Origin of the sequence: Fischerella sp., from assembly GCF_013388695.1 — a bacterium.
Lineage (GTDB): Bacteria > Cyanobacteriota > Cyanobacteriia > Cyanobacteriales > Nostocaceae > PCC9605.
Window position 1 is genome coordinate 16,346 of sequence record NZ_JACAEU010000143.1, and the last position, 22,524, is coordinate 38,869.

Below are 22,524 nucleotides of genomic sequence, written 5' to 3' on the forward strand. Positions count from 1 at the left end.
TATCAGGGAATACGAAAAGGTCAAAAAATTCAAACACGGCAGCGAGCCCCCTTAGTACAATAACTTATGCCAGTAGGTTGTATAAAATATGCAAAATCCGACATTGAAGGACGATCCGCTTTGGTTCAAAGATGCTGTAATTTATGAAGTGCCTGTGAGAGCCTTTGCCGATAGCGATAGCGATGGCATTGGCGATTTTTGCGGGCTAACACAGAAGTTAGATTATCTCCAAGATTTGGGAGTCACGGCAGTTTGGGTGCTGCCCTTTTTCCCTTCACCATTACGCGATGACGGCTATGACATTGCCGACTACACCAGTGTCAACCCAATCTACGGTAATCTGGAGGACTTTAAGGCTTTTTTAACAGCCGCCCATCAACGGGGTATTCGCGTCATCATTGAATTGATTGTCAATCATACCTCTGACCAGCACCCCTGGTTTCAGCGGGCGCGGCGATCGCCAGCGGGAAGTCCTGAGAGAGATTTTTACGTTTGGAGTGACACTCCTGAGAAATATCAGGAAGCGCGGATCATCTTCAAGGATTTTGAAACTTCCAACTGGGCATGGGACCCTGTAGCGAAGGCATACTATTGGCATCGCTTTTATTCTCACCAACCCGATTTGAACTTCGAGAACCCAGTAGTACAGCAGGCGTTATTTGACGTGGTTGATTTCTGGTTGGAAATGGGTGTGGATGGGCTACGCTTGGATGCAGTGCCTTATCTTTATGAACGCGAGGGAACTAATTGTGAGAACCTGCCCCAAACCCACGCGTTTTTAAAGAAATTGCGGCTGCACATCGACGACAAGTTTCCCAACCGGATGTTACTAGCAGAAGCCAACCAGTGGCCTGAAGATGCAGTGCAGTATTACGGGGAAGGGGATGAGTGCCACATGGATTTTCACTTTCCCCTGATGCCGCGTTTGTATATGGCGCTGCATATGGAAGATAGCTTCCCAATCATTGATATTCTACAACAGACACCACATATTCCCGATAATTGCCAGTGGGCGTTATTTTTGCGAAACCATGATGAACTGACCTTGGAAATGGTCAGCGACGAAGACCGAGATTATATGTACAAAGTCTACGCCCAAGACCCGCAAGCAAGGATCAACTTGGGTATTCGTCGCCGTCTCGCACCCTTGATGGGAAATAACCGCCGGCGGATCGAGTTGATGAATGCTTTGCTGATGTCTCTGCCAGGAACACCCGTATTGTATTACGGTGATGAAATTGGCATGGGAGACAATATCTATTTAGGCGATCGCAATGGTGTACGCACGCCGATGCAGTGGAGTCCTGACAGAAACGGAGGTTTCAGCAGTGCCAATCCCCAAAGGCTTTATGCTCCCTTGATTGTAGACCCAGAATACCACTATGAAGCAATCAACGTCGAAGCACAGCGGGCAAACTCGAATTCTCTGTGGTGGTGGACAAAACGTCTAATTGCCACCAGAGGACGTTATCAAGCTTTTGGTCGCGGCACATTTGAGTTTCTGTATCCAGAAAACCGCAAAGTCCTTGCCTTCACCCGCAACTACAACGATGAACACATTTTGATTGTGGCGAATCTGTCGCGGTTTGTACAGACAGTGGAACTGGATCTGTCTGCATTCAATGGCATGGTTCCCGTAGAAATTTTTGGTCGCAGCGCCTTCCCTGCCATTGGCGAGTCTCCTTACTTCCTCAGTCTTGGGCCACATGCATTTTACTGGTTTACCCTGCAAATGCAACCCAGCTTTACCTGCCCGATTCGCAATCCCAACCAGATACCCAAGCTGGTCGTGGGTGACAAGTGGCAGAATATATTTGCTAAAGGCGAGGCCAAGAGAACACTGGAAGCGATGCTACCAGACTTTTTGTGTAGCTGTGCTTGGTTCGACGGCAAAATGCGGGTGATTCAATCTACCCATATTATCGAGGCAATTCCTCTCTGCTACAAAGACGTCGAGGCATATATTGTTCTAGTGCAGGTGGACTATACAGAAGGCGATCCGCAAACCTACGTTCTCACACTTGCTTACGAAGCAGATGGTGTTGGTAGCGATCGCTTCAGCACTAATATCGAACAGGTAGTAGCTCAGATTTACGTGCAGGGTAAGAAAGAAGTAGGAGTGCTATTTGATGCTTTCGGACACAAAGACTTTCTCAGTATCCCTTTGCATGCAATCACCCATCATCAATGCTACGAGGGTATGCTGGGCAAACTGGTAGCAACAACCACAGATGATTACCCAGAAACACTCAGTAATATTAGTGAGAGTATTACTAGTGTTTTCCTAGAGCCACATCTACTCAAGGGAGAACATACTAATACAGGCATAATTTATGGCGATCGCCTGTTCTGCAAAATCTTCCGCAAAGTCGAGACAGGCATCAACCCCGATTTAGAAATTGGTCGTTTTCTCACCAAGATTTCAGCTACCAAAGGCATACCCCAGCCAGAACATTTAGCTCCTGTCGCAGGTGCGCTGGAGTATCATCGCAAAGGGGCTGAACCGATAACACTGGGAATCTTGCGAAAATACATTCCTGACATTCGGGATGCTTGGTCTTATACCCTCGACAGCTTGCGCGACTTTTTTGAACTAGTGCTGCCCAAGTACGTAGATATCACTGATATTGAACTACCCCCTTCCTTGTTGCAAGCAGCACTAGAAGTTCCCATTCCCGAAATGGCCCAAGAATTCATGGGAAATTATCTCCGTTCTGCTGAATTGTTGGGGCTACGTACTGCCGAATTGCATATAGCGCTGGCATCTGACATCGAAGATGTGCATTTTGCACCCGAACCGTTTTCTTCCTTCTACCAGCGCTCAATCTACCAAAATATGCGGAACCAAGCGGGGCAGACATTGATACTTTTGAACAAACTCTTGGTGCAACTGCCCACTGATGTACAGCCCTTAGCAAAAATGGTACTCAACCAGCGAGAGTGGATCTTGGGGCGCTTTCAGGAGATTTTGAATCACAAAATCACCGCCATGCGGACTCGCTGTCATGGCAAGTATTCCCTAGATGAAGTGTTGTACACGGGTAAAGATTTCATCATCATTGACTTTGAAGGTAGCTCAGATCGCCCCTTGAGCGAACGCCGCATGAAGCGATCGCCCCTACGCGATGTTGCCTCAATGCTGGAATCATTGTACTATGCCAGCCGCGTTGCCTTGCGTAACGAAAAAGAAAGCGGTATACTCCGCCCAGATGATTTACCGTTGGTAGAGCATTGGCAACAGTTTTTCTTCTGTTGGTCTAGTGTTGCCTTTTTGAAATCCTACTTGGCAACATCTAACCATGCAGCCTTTGTACCCAAGCATCCTTCAGAGTTACGAGTACTTGTCGATGCCTTTTTGTTAGAGAAAGTAATTCTGGAGTTGGACTACGAACTCAGAAACCGTCCGACTTGGGTAGAAGTTCCCCTGCAACGGATTTTAGAACTGTTGCAAAACTCTAAATAAGTGGGTTGTCTAAGTTAAAACCACGATTCTACTTGGTGTCTTTGTGCCTTAGTGGTGAAAAAAATATTTTTGAACCACCAAGACACTAAGACACAAAGAGGAAAATAGACACAGACTCGGAAGATAATATTGCGACTTCTGATATGCCTACAATGGACTACAGACCTATTTACCAGTCATTTGTTTACCCTTCACCTCTATGATTTTCCCTCCCTGGTAAGTTGCTAGAACACGCTCCACCAAGCAATTCGCCTTACAAATAAGGTGGAGAGTTTGTTCGTGGGTTCCCCCTCCAATCGCCAACGCTGTGAAGATGTTGCGCTGGTGATGAAATTTTGAGGACGGGAGAATTCCACGATGTCATTGGATAGTAAAAACAGAACGACCAGGACTGTCATTTTATTAACGATAATCTTCTTGGTCATTGAGTTGTTAGACGAGCTTGTGGATGGAGTGCGGGGCGCAGCCTATCCGTTAATTCGGAATGACCTGCATCTTTCCTACGTGCAAGTCGGACTGTTGCTGACGATACCCAATACGGTCAGTAACCTGATAGAACCGATTCTGGGGATTTTGGGAGATCTAGGTCAGCGACGGCAATTGATTTTGGGAGGAGGCATTGGTTTTGCGATCGCACTGCTGCTTGTGAGCCTCAGTCATGACTTTTTATGGTTATTAGCCGCGTTTGTGTTGTTTTATCCAGCATCTGGCTCCTTTGTCAGTCTTTCCCAAGCAACACTGATGGACATCGAACCGACGCGCCACGAGCAAAACATGGCGTGTTGGACATTGGCTGGTTCTGTCGGCAATGTCATTGATCAAAGCTGGCGGAGTGTGTTTCTAATATTGGCGATACTGACGGTATTGGTTGTAGGTATAAGGAATTTTTGTAGCGATTTGGAGTGATTTAGGGGTGGCGATCGCATAGCAGCCGATCATTTGATCGCCAGCACACAGAAACCCCGATCTGTCTCTACCAAGCGTGACTCAGTAAAGCCAGCAGCCGTAAGCATTTCGGTCAATCCAGTACTCGGTTGCCCGGAATAAGGAGTAAACCCAAGCGCAATCTTGCCGCCAACCTTCATCACTCGCCGCATTTCTCGCAGTCCAGCGATCGCATCTGACCAAACTTGCATGGAGTTGATCGCCAAAGCTTTATCGAAGGTGTCATCTGCAAATGGCAGTGCTTCCACCGAGCCATACTGAAGTTGGACTAAGCCAGCCTCGATCGCTTTCGCATTCCGCACTCTGGCTTGTTCAACCATTTCCTCTGAATAGTCAACACCTGCCACATACCCGGTTGACACTGCATCTGCCAGAATCTGAATGGCCACTCCGGGCCCAAATCCAACTTCTATCACTTTGTCATCCGGCTGAACTTCGAGGAGATGAATCACCCATTGAGTAAAATCACGTTTTGTGCGGGCTAAAATGAAACCTCCTAATCGACCCAGTATGCCCTTGGGTCGTCCAAACATTTGCATCAGAAGACTGTCTACAATACCCAACTGCTGCTGTTGTTGCTGATGATTGTGCATCGTTTTGACTGCCTCTTTAAATAACATCTTTGGGTCATCATTTGTAGACGAGTTAAAGCGAATTAGTATTACTTATGCGATCGCCAATTGACAAACTTACCCAAATGGTAGAGTTCGCCATAATATAAAATAAAACGAATAGGTAAAAATTCCTTCTACTGGTTGAGTTACAAAACTTAGCCTTTAGCATAGGATTTGAAATACCGCGAGAAGCTAATACGTGTTGTGGTTGGTAATATTTTCTTCAGTCAATAGTCAATAGCTGCAATCCTCACTTAGATGCGAGGATTGCCTCGACGAGAAAGTCTGCAAATTCAATGCATATTGGCATAACGATCCTGCCTTAAAAACCTGTAACAGGAGCTTGATTGTATGTACCTCTCACTCTGGCCTGGTAGACCATATCCTTTAGGAGCAAACTGGGATGGCAAGGGTACTAACTTCGCTCTGTTCTTAGAACATGCTACGAAAGTTGAGTTGTGCTTGTTCGACCAAAAAGGGCAAGAAACCCGACTGGAACTCAAAGAAGTAACTAACTTCACTTGGCATGGTTATGTCCCGGCGATCGGACCCGGTCAGCGTTACGGATTTAGGGTACACGGTCTTTTTGCTCCCCAAAAAGGACATCGCTTCAACCCCAACAAATTGCTGGATGACCCGAAAGTGCTGCGTCTGCGTAGACAGCAACTGCGGAACTTTATGACAACACTGATGTTGTCTCAAGGAGTTCCCATGCTGGTGATGGGAGACGAAATGGGGCGATCGCAACGCGGAAACAACAACCCTTACTGTCAAGATAATGAAGTTTCTTGGCTCGACTGGGACTTACAAGAAGAAAACGAAGCGCTTTTGGACTTCACCCGCCAATTAATTGATTTGCGCCGCAGACATCCGGTATTCCGCAGACGCAAATGGTTCCAAGGTCGAGCCATCCACGGTTCCGGCGTACATGACATCCTTTGGTTTAACCCCGACGGCGGCGAAATGACAGAAGAACAGTGGAACGTTGGTTTTACCAAAGCGATCGCCATTTTCCTGAATGGTGAGGAAATAGCGTCACCGGGGCCCCGAGGTGAGCGCATTATCGATGAAAGCTTCTTATTATTCTTCAACGCCCATTACGAAATGCTGGAATTCCATATTCCCGAAAGGCTACAGGACTGGAAATGGCTCACCATTATTGATACTACCAAACCCCGCTTTGTCCAACGCGGCAAACGCTACATCAATGACAAACCCGTACAAGTAGAAGCGCGATCGCTTGTTGTCCTGCAACGTATAGGCAGAGTTTCTCATGACGATGATGATTAGTTAGTGGTTAGTAGATAGTGGATAGTGGTTCTACTAACTACTAACTACTAACTACTAACAAATGAATACTAACTACTAACTACCAACCACCAACTACCAACAATTTTATGTTTATGAATATCGGTTCTCAATATTCAGGCGATCGCACTTGCAAATTTACTCTCTGGGCACCTTTGGTTGGAGAGGTTGCTGTTAAACTAATTGCTCCCGAAGAAAAAATTATCCCTCTCCAGAAGGATGACAGGGGTTATTGGCACGGTAGCGTTAGCAACATTGACCCAGACACTCTCTATTTTTATCAGCTTGAGGGTCAAACTGACCGAGCCGATCCCGCCTCCCACTCTCAGCCCAAAGGAGTTCACGGCCCTTCTCAAGTTATTGACCACAGCAGCTTTAGCTGGAATGATGACCACTGGCAGGGAATTCCCTTAGCACAAATGGCTGTCTACGAGTTACACGTAGGGACTTTTACTACAGAAGGCACATTTGAGGCAGTAATTTCCCGGTTGCCCGAACTGCGTGAGTTAGGCGTCAATACCATTGAAATTATGCCCGTTGCCCAGTTTCCTGGAGAACGCAACTGGGGTTACGACGGCACTTTTCCCTACGCGGTGCAAAATTCCTATGGTGGCGTCAATGGTTTGAAGCAATTAGTCAACGCCTGTCACCAGCAAGGTATGGCGGTAATATTGGACGTTGTTTACAACCATCTCGGCCCAGAAGGAAATTATCTGTGGGGATTTGGTACTTATTTCACCGACCATTACAAAACCCTTTGGGGTAGTGCAGTTAATTTTGACGGGCCTTACAGTGATGGGGTGCGCAATTACTTTGTCCAGAATGCCCTCTACTGGCTAGAAACTTTCCACATCGACGGTTTGCGTTTGGATGCCGTTCACGCTATTTATGATTTTGGTGCTAAGCATATTTTGGCAGAAATTGCCGAAGCGGTCACCCAACTTTCGCAACAACAAGGACACAAGCGCTACCTAATTGCTGAAAGCGATCTGAATGACCCCCGGATTATCCGTTCTCCGCAGGTGGGAGGTTATGGAATTGACGCTCAATGGAGTGATGATTTTCACCATGCCTTACATACCGTACTGACTGGAGAACAACAGGGATACTATAAAGATTTTGGCACACTAGAACAACTCGCAAAAGCTTATCGCCACAGCTTTGTCTACGCTTGGGACTATTCCCCCCATCGCCGCCGCTATCACGGTAGCGATGCGAGTGACTGTCTTTCAAGTCAATTTGTCGTGTGTTCTCAAAATCACGACCAGGTAGGTAATCGAATGCTGGGCGATCGCCTTAGCTCGCTAATTTCCTTTGACGGGTTAAAATTAACTGCGGCAGCTATTCTGTTGTCCCCTTATGTTCCTTTATTGTTCATGGGTGAGGAATATGGCGAAACTGCTCCTTTTCTCTACTTTGTCAGTCACAGTGACCCTGACCTAATTAAGGGGGTACGGGAAGGCAGAAAAGCGGAATTTGCAGCGTTTTTTGAGATTTACGGTCAAGAAGCACCAGATCCGCAAGCAGTAGAGACTATGGAGCGATCGCGCCTGAATTGGGAAAAGCGTCATGAGGGCAAAAACCGACTGCTGTGGTTGTTTTACCAAAAATTACTGCAACTGCGAAGGGAAATTCCCGCGCTAGCTAATTTGGATCGTAACAACCTAGAAGCGTCGGTAGTAGAACCAGAGAAAGTTTTACAGCTGCAACGGTGGTGTGAAAATAGCCAAGTATTGTGCTGGCTCAACTTTAGTCAAGAAGTTGTGGAAATGAAAGCAAATATACCGACTGGAAACTGGAAAAAACTACTCGATTCCGCCGATTCCACCTGGGGTGGTGCAGGTTCTCAGTTACCGGAGACACTTAGCACGCAATCACAGCCAACACTTGTACTGAATGCTGAAAGTGTTGTTATTTATAGTCAATAGCATTGTTGTTTGTTGTTTGGTGTTTGTTGTTTGGTGTCTTAACAAGCAACAATCAACAATCAACCAACAACTAATCAATGACCAATAACCAATGACCAATCATGCAAATACCCATAGTCACATACCGGATACAGTTCACTCCTAGTTTTGGTTTTGCACAAGCCTGTGCGATCGCTCCCTATTTAGCAGAACTAGGAATTTCTAATTTATACGCCTCGCCAATTTTGACCCCCAGAAAAGGTAGCACTCACGGCTACGATACTGTCAACCCGAACGAAATTAATCCAGAATTGGGTGGGAAAGAAAAATTTTTAGAATTAATCGAGGAACTCAAGCAACTCAATATCGGCTGGGTGCAAGATATTGTACCTAATCATATGGCTTTTGACAGTCAAAACCACATGCTTGTAGATGTTCTCGAAAATGGTTTTGACTCCCAGTATCGAGACTACTTTGATATTGATTGGTATCATCACTATGCAGAAAATCAAGGCAAAGTATTAGCACCTTTTTTAGGCAAATTTTGCGGCGATTGTTTAGAAAGTGGTGAACTGCAACTCCAGTATGAGGAAAACGGTTTAACAATTAATTACTACTCGCTGAAATTTCCTATCCGCATTGAATCTTACTCCCAAGTTTTCATCTATGACTTGGGACGTTTGCGAGATAAATTGGGTAGAGACCATCCCCATTTCATGAAACTTCTTAGTGTTCTCTATATGTTGAAATACATCCCATCTGGGGAGGAGGGAAGAGAACGCTATGACCAAATTATCATTATTAAACGCATGTTATGGGAACTCTGGAATGAGAGTTCCGATGTCAGAGAATTTATTGAAGAAAATATCCGTATCTTCAATGGAGAACCAGGAAACCCTGAGAGTTTTAACCACTTAGAAAATTTACTTGCTGAACAATTTTTCCGTCTTGCCTACTGGAAAGTCGGCAATGAAGAACTAAACTACAGACGCTTCTTTACCGTTAATGACCTGATTTCCCTCAAGGTAGAAGACGAACAAGTTTTTGACACCACTCATGCCTGTATCTTGAAATTGGTTCAAGAGGAAATAGTGAGTGGGTTAAGAATTGACCATATCGACGGTCTTTACGATCCAGCTCAATATCTCAATAGACTTCGAGAACAGGCTCCGGAAGCTTACCTAGTTGTAGAAAAAATTCTCGAACCTCAAGAAGAATTGCCAATTAACTGGCCGATTCAAGGTACAACAGGTTATGATTTTCTTAACCAAGTAAATGGTATTTTCTGCCAACAATCAACAGTACAAGAATTTGATGCTATTTATCATCGTTTTTTGGGTAGAAAAGTTTCCTGTGAAGAATTAATTGACCAAAATAAAAGATTAATTATTAGCAAACATTTAGCGGGAGATATTGATAATTTAGCCCATCAGCTCAAAAAAATTTCCGGTCGCTATCGCTATGCTAGTGACTTTACAATGTACGGCTTAAAAGCTGCCTTGGTAGAAATTCTGGCACTGTTCCCTGTTTATCGCACCTACATTAGTAGCGCTGGAGCTAGCAAAGCAGATCGGGAATATATACAGCAAGTAATGACTCAAGCCAAACAGAATATTCCCAACTTCCTCAACGAGTTGAGCTTTATTGAAAAATTCCTCATTCTCGACATTGACGAACATCTAAGTCAGGAAGATCAGGAGCAATGGTTGCGTTTCCTGATGCGGTTGCAGCAGTTTACCGGGCCACTAATGGCGAAGGGTGTGGAAGATACTGTTTTGTATGTCTACAACCGCCTGATTTCACTCAATGAAGTGGGTTCTCATCCCACACATTTTGGTATTTCATTGGATGATTTCCACAACTTTAATCATCAGCGTTTTTCTCAGTGGCCCCATGCCATGAACGCTACTTCTACCCACGACACCAAACGTGGTGAAGATATGCGCGCTCGCATTAACGTCCTATCAGAAATACCGCAAGAGTGGGAGAATAATCTCAAACAGTGGCGGGAAATCAATGCTCCGCATAAGGAAACTCTGGGCGGACGGGATATGCCAACTCCTAACGATGAGTACTTTTTTTATCAATCGCTGATTGGAGCTTTTCCTTTTAAAGATGAAGAGTATCCAGGCTTTGTAGAGCGGATTCAACAATATATTATCAAAGCAATTCGCGAAGCAAAAGTTCACACCGCATGGATAAAACCGGATACAGCCTATGAAAGTGCTTTCACGAATTTTGCCGATCGCGTACTGAAAGATCCTGAAAATAACCCATTTCTCCAAGCTTTCCGTCCCTTCCAGCGCAAAATTCAATTCTACGGCATTTTAAATTCTCTTTCGCAGACATTGCTGAAAGTTACTGCACCAGGTTTACCAGACATTTATCAAGGAACAGAACTTTGGGATCTAAGTATGGTAGATCCGGATAACCGCCGTCCGGTAGACTTTGAAATACGGCAAGAATATCTGCAAGACATTAAAGCAAAAGCGGCAGAAAATATATCAGATTTGATTGCCGAACTGTTGAAAAGTCCAGAAGATGGACGAATTAAGCTGTTCTTGACTTATCAACTTCTGCAAGCACGGCGGCAAAATTTGGATGTATTCCAGCGGGGAGCTTACGTAAAATTAACATTCGCAGGTAGCTTAAAAAGCCACATTGTTGCATTTGCCAGGGAATTAGGAGAAAAGAAAATAGTTGCGATCGCTCCTCGTTTCCTCACCTCTTTAGTTAAAGAAGGCGAGTACCCCCTAGGCGAACAGGTGTGGCAAGAAACCCGCATTGTTCCACCTGCTGGTTCCTCTGGTATTTGGCATGACGCAATTACTGGGCAACAAGTGCAAGGTGAAGACACCCTGTGGGTGCGGGAAATTTTACAAAAATTCCCTGTAGCGTTGTTGATTAATCAACCAGAATCATCAACACAGGAAAATGCATGATGGGGACTGGGGACTGGGGAAGAACTATAACAAGGCTCTTTCCCAATCACCAATCCCCAATCACCAATCACCTATTACCAGCCTAGGCTACAGTTTAAGTATTTAAGCGGACACCTAAGTAGTTGTTTCTGAAGACGAGTCAGATTTTTCTGGCTTGAGTAAGGGAAAAGCGATCGCATCCCTAATACTGGCACAGTCGGTTAGTAACATTACCAACCTATCAATGCCAATCCCTAAACCACCTGTAGGCGGCATCCCGTATTCCAAAGCTGCCAGGAAGTCTTCATCTACTCCTTGTGCTTCTAAATCACCCGCCGCTTTCTTCGCCGCTTGTTCTTCTAAACGTTGCCTTTGCTCAATAGGATCGGTAAGTTCAGAGAAACTGTTAGCAGTTTCTCGCCCAACAATAAATAACTCAAAACGTTCCACCAAACCAGGCTTAGAACGATGCGGTTTTGCCAGTGGCGAAATTTCCACAGGATAGTCAATCACAAAGGTAGGTTGAACTAAGTTTGCTTCTACCTTTTGCTCGAAGGCTTCATTGAGGAGTTTACCAAGAGAATGGCAATTTTCTATACCTTCTAGCCCAGCATTTTTACATGCTGCTTTTGCTCCTTCCAGAGTTTGGAAAGAGTTGAAATCCAAACCTGCGTATTCCATCACTAAATCGTGCATAGTTGCACGTCGCCAAGGTGGTGTTAAATCAATCACTTGGTCTTGGTATGTTACGTGCAGCGTACCGAGTACTTCTTGGGCGACGGTGGTAATAATTCCCTCCGTCAGCGCCATCATATCGTTGTAATCGGCGTAGGCTTGGTAAACCTCAATCATAGTAAATTCTGGGTTGTGCCGGGTAGAAATCCCTTCATTGCGGAAAATTCGCCCCAGTTCAAATACCTTTTCAAAACCACCGACAATTAACCGCTTGAGATGGAGTTCTGTCGCAATTCGCAGATATAACTCCATTTCCAGCGTGTTGTGGTACGTAATAAACGGACGTGCTTCTGCACCTCCGGCTTCTGCTTGCAGAACAGGGGTTTCGATTTCCAGAAAATCACGCTGTTCTAAGTATCTACGAATACCAGCGGTGATTTGAGCGCGACGGCGAAAAGTTTGTCTGACTTCTGGGTTAACAATTAAGTCTACGTAGCGCTGACGGTAACGCTTGGCAACATCCGTCAACCCGTGCCACTTATCAGGCAAGGGTAACAGGGATTTAGTTAGGATTGTATATTGTTTAACGTAAACTGATAACTCGCCCTTTTCAGTCCGTTTAATTGTCCCTTTGACTCCCATGATGTCGCCGACATCTGTGAGTTGCTTGAGGTGGTTGAAGGCATCGGTATCAATATCTGCCATACCTTCTTGAATGCGATTTTTTTCTAGATAAAGCTGAATTTTGCCGGTTTCATCTTCCAAGGTAAAGAAAGCCAGTTTACCCATGACGCGACGCGCCATGATGCGTCCGGCAACTGCTACATCAATCTCAACTTCTTCACCGTTGGGCAAATCAGCAAATTTTTCCTGCAATTGCGCTGTATGATGGGTAGATTCCCAACGATAGGCGTAGGGATTCATCCCTAACTGTCTAAGCTGTTCTACTTTCGACTGCCGCGTGGCACGGATATCTTCTTCCGACATGGTTAACGAACTTTCAGGGGGCAAGAATTAATTATAGATGGAAGGAAAGAAGCAGACACCCCTCAAGAGTACAGCTTTTAAAAGGGAACAGGGAACTCTTAACGGGCAACAGGGAATAGGGAAATCTCCATTATTAAAATTAGGGGATATAAATAATGGTGCTAGTACCCAATATCATTCGGGGTTAATTCTTCTCCCTGTTCAACAAAGTTCTAATACTCGTTCATGAAAGTTATATACTCATTCGGCCTTGAAAATACCTCATGACTTCCTACTTCCGCCCAAGTGTTGATGCGATGGTTGGGTACGTTCCCGGTGAACAACCCAAGCCTGGTACAAACATTATCAAGCTCAACACCAATGAGAATCCTTATCCACCCTCACCTGATGCGATCGCTGTTTTGCGTAACCTAGATAGTGAATGGTTGCGGCGTTACCCAGATTCCTATGCTAACGATTTTCGGAAAGCGGTTAGCGAGGTGTTGGAGATTCCGGTTGACTGGATTATTGTTAGTAATGGCAGCGATGATTTACTAAATATCGTCATGCGTGCCTGTGCAGAGTTGGGGCGTAAGGTGGTTTATCCGATGCCAACCTATGTGCTGTATCGGACGTTGGCACAGATGCAGCCTGCAGAATATGTGGAAATTCCTTACCCAGATGACTATCACTTACCAATTGAGGAACTAGTAGCGGCAAATGGTGCGGTGACGTTTGTTGCATCCCCCAATAGCCCATCAGGACATGCTGTTCCAGTTGATCATCTCCGCCAATTGGCAGCTAGGTTATCAGGTGTATTGGTGGTTGATGAAGCTTATGTTGACTTTGCGGACGAAACAGCGTTGCCGTTAGTAAAAGAATTTGAGAATGTCATTGTCATCCGCACGTTATCCAAAGGTTATTCTCTAGCAGGTTTGCGGCTAGGCTTTGGAATTGCCAATCCTCAGCTATTATCTGGTTTATTTAAAGTTAAAGATAGCTACAATATTGATGCGATCGCTTGTTTGGTTGGGGCCGCAGCAATCCGCGATCAAGCCTATAAGAATGAATGTGTCCAAAAAGTGAAGGCTTCACGGGCGAAGCTGGCGGTAGATCTCAAGCAACTGGGCTTTAAGTTGTGGGATTCCCAAACTAATTTTCTGTTAGCACAACCCCCCAAGGGCAATGCAGAGGAAATTTATTTGGCACTGAAAGAACGGGGAATTTTGGTGCGCTACTTCAAGCATCCTGGTTTGGAAGATAAGCTTCGCATTACCGTCGGCACTGATGAGCAAAATCAAATACTCATTGAGATGTTGGTTAATTTGTCGTAGTTGTTTTTGGAAGTATCGATTTCCCTAGCCACGGCAGGGCTGTTTTTCAGGGGCTTTCATGCTCTCGCTAAGTTTCTGGTAAAATTGCAAGTGTTGAGGCCTAATTCACCCAGCACAAGATATGAGTCGTGGTATTCGCGGTCATTGGTGTATTGAAAATAGCCTCCACTGCGATAAAGACGTAGTTTTCAAGGAGGACGATTCAAAAATACGTATGGGCAATGCCCTTTTCAAGGGTGGCTTGGGGAGATCTAATACTTCTCAAACATCCTCTTGTGGGTGATTGTCCTGAAGAAGGGAGAAAAAGTCAGAAATGAGCGTAGTTGTTGCTACATTTTATAAATTTGTCAAGCTGCCAGACTTTGCCGAGAAACAACAGCCTTTGCTGTCTTACTGTCAAGCCCAAGACATCAAGGGAACTATTCTGCTAGCACAAGAAGGTATCAACGCTACAATAGCGGGTTCTCGTGAGGGTATTGACTCAGTATTAGCTTTTCTGCGTTCCGATTCCCGTTTTGCCGACTTGGAACACAAAGAGTCTACTGCTGACTTACCCCCGTTTGAGCGCATGAAGGTGCGCCTCAAAAAAGAAATTGTCACTATTGGAATCTCTGATATTGATCCCAATGAACAAGTAGGTATTTATGTTAATTCCAAGGATTGGAATACCATCATTGCCGATCCGGAAGTAACGATCGTTGATACCCGCAATAATTATGAAGTAAGTATTGGCACTTTCCAAGGAGCGCAAAATCCCAATACAGACTCATTTCGGCAATTTCCAGATTATGTTCGCAAACACCTCGATCCCAGCAAGCACAAAAAGGTAGCGCTATTTTGTACCGGTGGTATTCGCTGTGAAAAAGCTTCGTCTTTTATGCTCTCTCAAGGTTTTCAAGAGGTTTATCACCTCAAAGGTGGCATTCTCAAATATTTAGAGGAAGTCCCAGCAGAAGAAAGTTTGTGGGATGGGGAGTGTTTTGTTTTTGATGAACGGGTTGCAGTTGCTCACGGTTTGGAACCTGGTTCCTATGAAATGTGTGCTAGTTGTGGATATCCGATTTCAGAAGCTGACAAGACTTCTCTAAAGTACGAAGAAGGAGTTTGTTGTCCGCACTGTTTTGATAGTCTCACCGAGGAGAAGAGAAAACGTCAGGAGGAAAAGCAAAGACAAGCAAAAAGGGGGCAAAGCTAGGTTTAATTAAACGCAGAGGCTCGCAGAGGTTTTCGCAGAGGCTCGCAGAGTTATTTGTATAAAATGACGCAAAATGTTTGATTTCTGATTGTTAATTTTTCATTGCTAATGTCAACCCATCAGCAATTGGCAGCATACTGATAGTTACTCTTTGGTCTTGATGCAACTTCTGATTCAAAGCACGAATTTTTTTAGTTCTATTATCCTGCACTTGGGGATCTGCAACTTGACCTGACCACAGCACATTATCGATCGCAATCAGCCCTCCCCGACGCACAAGTTGCAAAGCTAGTTCGTAATAGTTATCATAGTTGCTTTTATCAGCGTCAATGAAGGCAAAATCAAATGTTTCTGCTTCTCCTGCTGCCAGCAATTTTTCTAGAGTTTCTAGGGCTGGGGCAATATGCAAGTCAATTTTATTTGCTACACCTGCTTGCTGCCAGTAGCGACGGGCTATTGACGTAGGTTCTTCATCAATATCACAGGCTATGATTTTGCCATCTGGTGGTAATGCCAATGCTACCACCAGAGAACTGTAACCCGTAAATACACCGATATCTAAAGTTTTCTTTGCTCCTATTAACTTCACCAACAACGCCATAAACTGTCCCTGCTCAGGTGCAATCTGCATTGCGGCCATGGGATGCTGTGCTGTTTCTTGGCGCAGTTTGCTCAAAACTTCTGGTTCTCCCAGAGATACTGAGAGCAAGTAGTCATAAAGATGTTTTTCCAGTCCAAGCGTTTTATTCGCCATAGAGTGCGATCGCTCCTCGTGTATTCTTTTTTGTTTCTATCGCAAAAGTGCATAAGTTGATTGAGCTTATACTCATTAAGAATAACGACTAATTAAAACTTAGGTGAAGTTACTAAGGCTGTTCAGAAACAGGACGAACCAAAAAACGGTTCGCCCTCAACCTTAAGTTATTGGTATTTCTCAGCTTTGAAAACAGATGAAAACAGAAAAATCAGCTTAAGCTTTCTCTACACTTTTGCTTTGTTGCATCTTTTTCCGGCGCAGAGCTACACCCATACTACCAGCGGCGAGGGAGCCGAGGATAGTTAAGGGTTCCGGGACTTCTGGTTTAGATTCGACAATTTCACGTCCTATTTTCTTTGTTACAGCTTTCTCAAAGGTTGAGAAGTCATTTGCTGGAATTGTAAAGGAACCTGAACCCCCGATCACGTTGTCTTGGTAGTATTTATCAAGGTCTGGCTCATCATTTAAGATTGGTAAACCATTGATAACAACCCCAGCGTTAACTGCGTTATCTCGTGCGGCTTGAAGCTTTGCAAGACCGGAAACATTATCCCTTCCATCACCAGACACATCAATTACTTTTCTGTTGCCATCATAATCGTTTGTGTCGAGGAGATTCTTCGCAAAGTCAATGGCATTAGCAATACCAGTCGCACCAGAAAATGGTCTTGTAGTAGCTGCGATTGCATCAGCAAAAGCATTAGCACTAGCAGCATCAGTGATATGGAACCAAGGTAAAGACTGTTCTGCATTACTACCCCAATAGGATAAAGTTGTTGCAATACCTCCTGGCAAGGCTGCGATTTGCTCCTGAATTGTGGGATTCCTAAATGCGTTTGCGTAACCTTGTCGCTGTAAGTTGAACTCACTGCTATTAACGCTCCCAGAAACGTCAACAGAGAGTACTAGTTCGGTACTAACAATAGTGGCAGCGAAAGATGTAGATGGAGACAATACACCCAGCGTCACCACGGTTGAGACGGTTCCCAAACCAAGAAAAACAGTTTTCCCCTTAGCTGTAGCCTGACGTAATCTCTTTCTAATTTGAAATTTTGTCATTCAAATCACTCCTGTGAATGGGCAACAATTATTGGTAGATTTACCCTGGAGCGAGATCCGCTAGCTGCTGGGAAATAGCACGCAAAAACACCTGTTACAAGGAACAAGGTTGGCGATCGCAGTAATTCCAGCTAAAAGTTTTGAAATTGTTATCATTTCTGAAGCGCTAGCAATGTTTGCGCTTATAGTTGTTGAAACTACAGAAGTAAGTCTTATTGTTCAAGTAATTAAAATCAATGACTTGTACCTCACTTCATCAAAGATTTACGTAAGTAGATTTGTTGTTAGGAAATCGCTATCTGCTCAAAGTAAGATTTTGTCTAGATTCTATATGAAATGCTAGCTAAATAAGTAGATGAAAATTATATAAAGTATATCTGGGGACAATAAATAATTTGTGGTTTTCGTTTTCTAAGAGAAAACAAAACAGTGGAAGTTGCTTTTTTAGGTAAATCTATGTTATACTAGGAAAAGTACGGACGTATAGCTCAGTTGGTTAGAGCGCTACGTTGACATCGTAGAGGTCACTGGTTCGAATCCAGTTACGTCCATAGTTGTTTGTACAGTGACTTATTGTTTGTCATTGGTGACAAATTAGTGTCGTCAAGCTAATCAAGCTAATTAAGTCTCTCTACAATACTGCTAGCTCTGTAGGTTTGAGCGATCGCCACGATAGCCTGAGCTAACAATCGGTCTACATACTGCCCTAACTCAGATTCTCCTAATTGGCTATTGGCTTCACGTTTCTGTGCTTAACCGCAAATAGTGGCGATCGCACCCTCCCTTTGACTTAAACTTCCACTTCATAAGGTGACACGGCTCTTGAGCATAACAAGCGCCACACAAGCGAATTGGTTCATGCTGCATCCTCACTCCAGCAGGCGGAAGCATTTGGGTTAGCCTGTTCGCATCCACTCCTTCCTACTACGGATGCGATCGCATCATTCATATTTTGATTCAGCAACGCCAGAATTTAGAACATATCTTCTTTTGCTTCCACCCAAACAACCGTATTCAGACCAAGTCCATAGCAGTCTACAATAGTAGCCTAAATGAGGATTAGCCATAATTTGTGTTTTTATGACTTCTGCTACGACCGTCAAAACTGAGTACGAAGCAATAATTGGTCTAGAAACCCATTGTCAGCTGAGTACCAAAACCAAAATTTTTTCTACTAGCTCCACAGAATTCGGGGCTGACCCCAATACTAACATCGATCCGGTGTGCATGGGTTTGCCGGGTGTGTTACCCGTACTCAACGAAAAGGTACTAGAATACGCCGTTAAAGCAGGTTTGGCACTGAACTGTCAAATTGCCAAATATAGCAAATTTGATCGCAAACAATATTTTTATCCTGACCTTCCCAAAAATTATCAAATTTCTCAGTACGATTTGCCCATTGCCGAACACGGCTGGTTAGAAATTGAGTTGGTAGATGAGGATGGAAACCCCGTCCGTAAAAGAATTGGCATCACTCGCTTGCACATGGAGGAAGATGCAGGCAAACTGGTACACGCAGGTAGCGATCGCCTTTCCGGTTCTGCCTATTCTTTGGTAGACTACAACCGTGCTGGTGTACCGTTGATAGAGATTGTCTCGGAACCGGATTTGCGTTCTGGACAAGAAGCTGCTGAATACGCCCAAGAATTACGCCGGATTATGCGTTATCTCGGTGTCAGCGATGGCAACATGCAAGAAGGTTCGCTGCGCTGCGATGTGAATATTTCTGTGCGTCCTGTCGGTCAAAAGCAGTTTGGCACGAAGGTAGAAATTAAAAACATGAACTCGTTCAACGCCATTCAAAAAGCGATTGAATACGAAATTGAACGCCAAATCGCAGCTGTAGAAGCTGGTGAAAGAATCGTGCAAGAAACCCGCCTGTGGGAAGAAGGTACTCAGCGCACAGTCAGTATGCGGAGTAAGGAAGGTTCTAGCGATTATCGCTACTTCCCCGAACCTGATTTAGCACCAATCGAAGTCTCAGATGAACAATTACAAGAGTGGCGAACTCAACTACCGGAACTTCCAGCCGAAAAACGCCGTCGCTACGAAGATGAGTTGGGTCTTTCAACCTACGATGCGCGAGTTATAACAGAGGAACGCGTTACTGCTGAGTATTTTGAAGCGGCGATCGCAGCGGGTGCTAATCCCAAAGCAGCTGCTAACTGGATTACTCAAGATATCGCTGCTTACCTCAACAAAAATAAACTCAGCATCACCGATATTGCCCTCACTCCTACCAATCTCGCTGATGTCATCAGTCGGATCGAAAAGGGCAAAATTAGCAATGCCCAAGCTAAACAAAAGTTGACCGATTTGTTGAGTGGTGTTTCTCCTGAGAAAGCTTTCGCAGGTCAAGAGTTAATCGCAGATCCCAGGGTGCTAGAACCCATCATCGATGAAGTGATAGCTGCCAATCCCAAAGAAGTAGAAAAATATCGTAACGGTAACGTTAATCTCAAAGGCTTCTTTGTCGGGCAAGTTCTGAAAAAAACCAACAAACGCGCCGATCCCAAGTTGACTAACGAATTGGTGGAGAAAAAGCTAAATGCTTAAGTCCGCAAGGCGGAAGTCAAGAGTCAAGAGTCAAGAGTCCAGGGTTTTTTGACTATGGACTCTGGACTCTGGACATCCTATACCAAGAAATATGCAGTCTAAAAGCATATTCGCAACTTAAAAAGGGGTCTTGCCCCTCATCGCTCTAATGCTATACTGTGCTATCTAGATGCACCCTGATGATCTGGAGAGCTACCCAAGTGGCTCTCTTTTTTTGTAAGAGTACCAATTTAAAGGGGACTGGAGATTAGGGACTGGTGAGACCACTTCCCGTCTTGGCTTTTGCCTATAGGGGAAAGTGGCGTAGGCGCCCCTTGTGGGCGGCTCAAGGTAGAGTACCCGAAGGGGGACTAGGGATTAGGAACCTAGTACCCAATACCCAGTACCCAATCCCCAATCACTAATACCTAATCACCAATCCCCAAAATGAATGCGATAGATAAAGCGCTGAAATACTCATTAAACAAGGCTTTCACAATCCAAAATAGTATGGGTTGTTACTCGGGTTGTTGATTAAGTATGTTTGAGGGATTAAAATGACAAAGAAAATCCCCCTCTTGCTGATCGTGCTTATACGGAGATTTTTTAAGAAGATTTTAATAAAAAACTCAGTAAGGGGTCTTGCCCCACATAACAAAAATGATATAATATGATAAGTAGATGCACCCTGATGATCTGGAGAGCTGCCCAAAAGCTCTCTTTTTTTTGGAATTTTTGCTATTACGCTATGATTTAGCAACTATCAAAAAAATCTAGCTTCTAATTTGCTCTTACTATCCCTGCTGCGTGCATTCATTTGGTGATGATTTGGTAACAATTTCATGTTTGCAGGTAGTTCAGAAATTTTTCCAAGAACTTTCAGCACAAATAAAATTAACTGAGGTGTATTGCCCCACATCCCTAACATAGTATAATATGTTAAATAGATGCACCCTGATGATCTGGAGAGCTGCCCAAAAGCTCTCTTTTTTTCTTTGTTGGTAGGTGGTAGTTGGTGGTTGTTAGGAACAAACAACAAACAACAGAGAACAAATAACAAAAGCTTGATATAATCGCCAGTCAGCCGAGTAATAGTCGTGGGGGAAAAATCATGGCAGACTGGCAGGAAATTACTGGTGGTGTGACAGCACCAAGAGGGTATCGGGCGGCTGGAATTACGGCTGGATTGAAACCTTCGGGATTGCCGGATTTGGCATTGATATTATCAGATGTGGAAGCGATCGCAGCAGGAGTATTCACAACCAGCCATGTGAGAGCAGCGTGCGTGGATTATTGCCGCCAACGCTTACAAGCTAAGCATAGTGCCCGTGCCATTCTCTGCAATGCTGGACAGGCAAATGCTGCTACGGGTGAGCAGGGCTGGTTAGATGCGCTAGAATCTGCTATGGCAGTAGCCCACGCACTTAACATTCCGTCAGAATCTGTGCTACTCGCTTCGACTGGGGTAATTGGGCAGCGCATACCAATGGATAAGCTGAAAGCAGGAATTCCCCAACTAGTAGCAGCACTATCAGAAACTGGCTCTGATGCCGCCGCAAGTGCAATTATTACTACAGATTTAGTGACAAAATCTATCGCGCTAGAAACAACAATAGGCGATCGCCCGGTGCGAATCGGCGGAATTGCCAAAGGTTCCGGGATGATTCATCCCAACATGGCAACTATGCTAGCATTTGTCACCTGTGATGCAGCAGTTTCGCCCCATCTTTGGCAGCAGATGTTAAGCAGGGCAGCTGATAGAAGCTTTAATTCTATTACCGTTGATGGCGATACCAGTACCAACGATAGCTTAATTGGTCTTGCCAACGGTGAATCCCGCACCCCTGCAATTATGGAAACGGGACACGAAGCGGAAAAATTAGAGGCAATGTTAACAGCAGTTTGCCAGCATTTGGCAAAAGCGATCGCTCGTGACGGCGAAGGTGCAACTTGTTTAATTGAAGTGCAAGTAACTGGCGCACACGATGAACAAGCAGCCCGCCAAGTTGCCAAAACCATAGCAGGTTCTTCTCTGGTCAAATCTGCAATCTTTGGACGCGATCCCAACTGGGGACGCATCGCCGCCGCCGCTGGACGTGCAGGTGTGTTGTTTGAACAAGAAAACTTGAGGATTCAGCTAGGGAATTTCTTGATGATGGAGAATGGTCAACCCTTAGCTTTTGATCGTAAAGCAGCAAGTGAATATCTGAAAAAAACAGCAGCGGATTCTTCTTTGCCAAATGATGCAATTGCCACAAATATGAGCAACGATCTATCAGTGGATCGCAGCACTGTTCAGAAGCAGCAGGTAGACAATCCAGTGATAATCTCGGTTAGTATTGGCAATGGTCATGGTTCCGGCAAAGCTTGGGGTTGTGACTTGAGTTATGACTATGTCAAGATTAATGCCGAGTATACGACTTAAATTTTAACCGGATATTTACTGGGTTTATATGGAAAAGCACCGCGAGGTACTTCACGGTGCGTATTATAATGCTTTACTTTGCCTGATTTACTTGGATGCAAGCAGTTCTGTTACCTGTGCGTGTGCCAACACAACGTTAGGTTCACGCTGGAGAGCAGCGTAGTATTTTCTTGCAAACCCATTCCCTGCTTCTTGTGGTGTGAGCAGCGTGCGGACATTGGCAATCACATTTTGGATGTCATCCAGCAATATCGGTTGATCTGCTTCTAGCATTTCATCAATTTGTACAACAAGCTCAGAAATGCGATGTAACCAAGCAAATTGTTCATGCTCAATCACGAGTTGAAGAAGTTCTCCGCTCGATACTCGTCCCCGCACCTGTTCGTAGGTGATGCGTTCTGTATCAAGTAGCATCTTATG

Annotated in this window: 14 protein-coding genes and 1 tRNA gene; 10 read left to right on the forward strand and 5 right to left on the reverse strand. The window is 44.6% G+C overall.

The genetic code is table 11. The annotated features are described in order from the left end of the window. Positions 1–88 precede the first annotated feature (88 nt). Together treS and HXY43_RS19350 are read left to right on the forward strand one after the other, a co-directional pair. Positions 89–3,463: a maltose alpha-D-glucosyltransferase gene (gene treS, locus HXY43_RS19345; RefSeq protein WP_290886233.1), complete on the forward strand. Its 3,375-nt coding sequence runs from the start codon at positions 89–91 to the stop codon at positions 3,461–3,463. Positions 3,464–3,892: 429 nt separating this feature from the next. Further along, positions 3,893–4,369 (forward strand): MFS transporter, encoded by a 477-nt coding sequence (locus HXY43_RS19350; protein ID WP_290886236.1) that lies wholly within the window; start codon positions 3,893–3,895, stop codon positions 4,367–4,369. A 29-nt stretch (positions 4,370–4,398) separates the two neighbouring features. On the opposite strand, the gene HXY43_RS19355 is transcribed toward HXY43_RS19350, so the two are convergent. Continuing rightward, a complete protein-coding gene (locus tag HXY43_RS19355) occupies positions 4,399–5,028 on the reverse strand; it encodes a class I SAM-dependent methyltransferase (RefSeq protein WP_290886239.1) in 630 nt (209 codons plus the stop codon). A 345-nt stretch (positions 5,029–5,373) separates the two neighbouring features. Here HXY43_RS19355 and HXY43_RS19360 point away from each other — a divergent pair, with 345 nt between their 5' ends. The 3 genes from HXY43_RS19360 to treY all read left to right on the forward strand — a co-directional run bounded on the left by HXY43_RS19360 (position 5,374) and on the right by treY (position 11,179). Continuing rightward, positions 5,374–6,312: a hypothetical protein gene (locus tag HXY43_RS19360; RefSeq protein WP_290886242.1), complete on the forward strand. Its 939-nt coding sequence runs from the start codon at positions 5,374–5,376 to the stop codon at positions 6,310–6,312. Between the two features lie 113 nt (positions 6,313–6,425). Continuing rightward, a complete protein-coding gene (gene treZ, locus HXY43_RS19365; protein ID WP_290886245.1) occupies positions 6,426–8,258 on the forward strand; it encodes a malto-oligosyltrehalose trehalohydrolase in 1,833 nt (610 codons plus the stop codon). Positions 8,259–8,359: 101 nt separating this feature from the next. Further along, positions 8,360–11,179 (forward strand): malto-oligosyltrehalose synthase, encoded by a 2,820-nt coding sequence (treY, locus tag HXY43_RS19370; protein WP_290886248.1) that lies wholly within the window; start codon positions 8,360–8,362, stop codon positions 11,177–11,179. 114 nt (positions 11,180–11,293) lie between these two features. On the opposite strand, the gene lysS is transcribed toward treY, so the two are convergent. After that, positions 11,294–12,820 (reverse strand): lysine--tRNA ligase, encoded by a 1,527-nt coding sequence (lysS, locus tag HXY43_RS19375; protein WP_290886251.1) that lies wholly within the window; start codon positions 12,818–12,820, stop codon positions 11,294–11,296. 263 nt (positions 12,821–13,083) lie between these two features. On the opposite strand from lysS, the gene hisC reads away from it, so the two are divergent. After that, positions 13,084–14,133, forward strand: coding sequence for a histidinol-phosphate transaminase (hisC, locus tag HXY43_RS19380; protein WP_290886254.1), 1,050 nt, complete (start codon positions 13,084–13,086; stop codon positions 14,131–14,133). Positions 14,134–14,446: 313 nt separating this feature from the next. Continuing rightward, on the forward strand, positions 14,447–15,328 hold the full coding sequence (locus tag HXY43_RS19385; RefSeq protein WP_290886257.1) for a rhodanese-related sulfurtransferase: 882 nt from the start codon (positions 14,447–14,449) through the stop codon (positions 15,326–15,328). A 91-nt stretch (positions 15,329–15,419) separates the two neighbouring features. Here the strand turns inward: HXY43_RS19385 and HXY43_RS19390 are convergent, their stop codons facing one another. Both HXY43_RS19390 and HXY43_RS19395 read right to left on the reverse strand, forming a co-directional pair. Further along, positions 15,420–16,082, reverse strand: coding sequence for a class I SAM-dependent methyltransferase (locus tag HXY43_RS19390; RefSeq protein ID WP_290886260.1), 663 nt, complete (start codon positions 16,080–16,082; stop codon positions 15,420–15,422). A 216-nt stretch (positions 16,083–16,298) separates the two neighbouring features. Next, positions 16,299–17,144, reverse strand: a complete 846-nt coding sequence (locus HXY43_RS19395) for a PEP-CTERM sorting domain-containing protein (protein ID WP_290886262.1) — start codon at positions 17,142–17,144, stop codon at positions 16,299–16,301. 477 nt (positions 17,145–17,621) lie between these two features. Here HXY43_RS19395 and HXY43_RS19400 point away from each other — a divergent pair. From HXY43_RS19400 to argJ, 3 genes are all read left to right on the forward strand, one after another. After that, positions 17,622–17,695 (forward strand) — tRNA-Val (locus HXY43_RS19400). Positions 17,696–18,224: 529 nt separating this feature from the next. Continuing rightward, entirely contained in the window at positions 18,225–19,700 is a 1,476-nt protein-coding gene (gene gatB / locus HXY43_RS19405; RefSeq protein WP_290886264.1) for an Asp-tRNA(Asn)/Glu-tRNA(Gln) amidotransferase subunit GatB, read from the forward strand. Positions 19,701–20,790: 1,090 nt separating this feature from the next. Then, a complete protein-coding gene (gene argJ / locus HXY43_RS19410; RefSeq protein ID WP_290886266.1) occupies positions 20,791–22,104 on the forward strand; it encodes a bifunctional ornithine acetyltransferase/N-acetylglutamate synthase in 1,314 nt (437 codons plus the stop codon). A gap of 87 nt (positions 22,105–22,191) precedes the next feature. Here argJ and HXY43_RS19415 read toward each other — a convergent pair whose 3' ends face one another. Continuing rightward, positions 22,192–22,518 carry a hypothetical protein gene (locus tag HXY43_RS19415; RefSeq protein WP_026734234.1) on the reverse strand — a complete coding sequence of 109 codons (327 nt, stop codon included), beginning with the start codon at positions 22,516–22,518 and terminating at the stop codon, positions 22,192–22,194. Positions 22,519–22,524 lie beyond the last annotated feature (6 nt).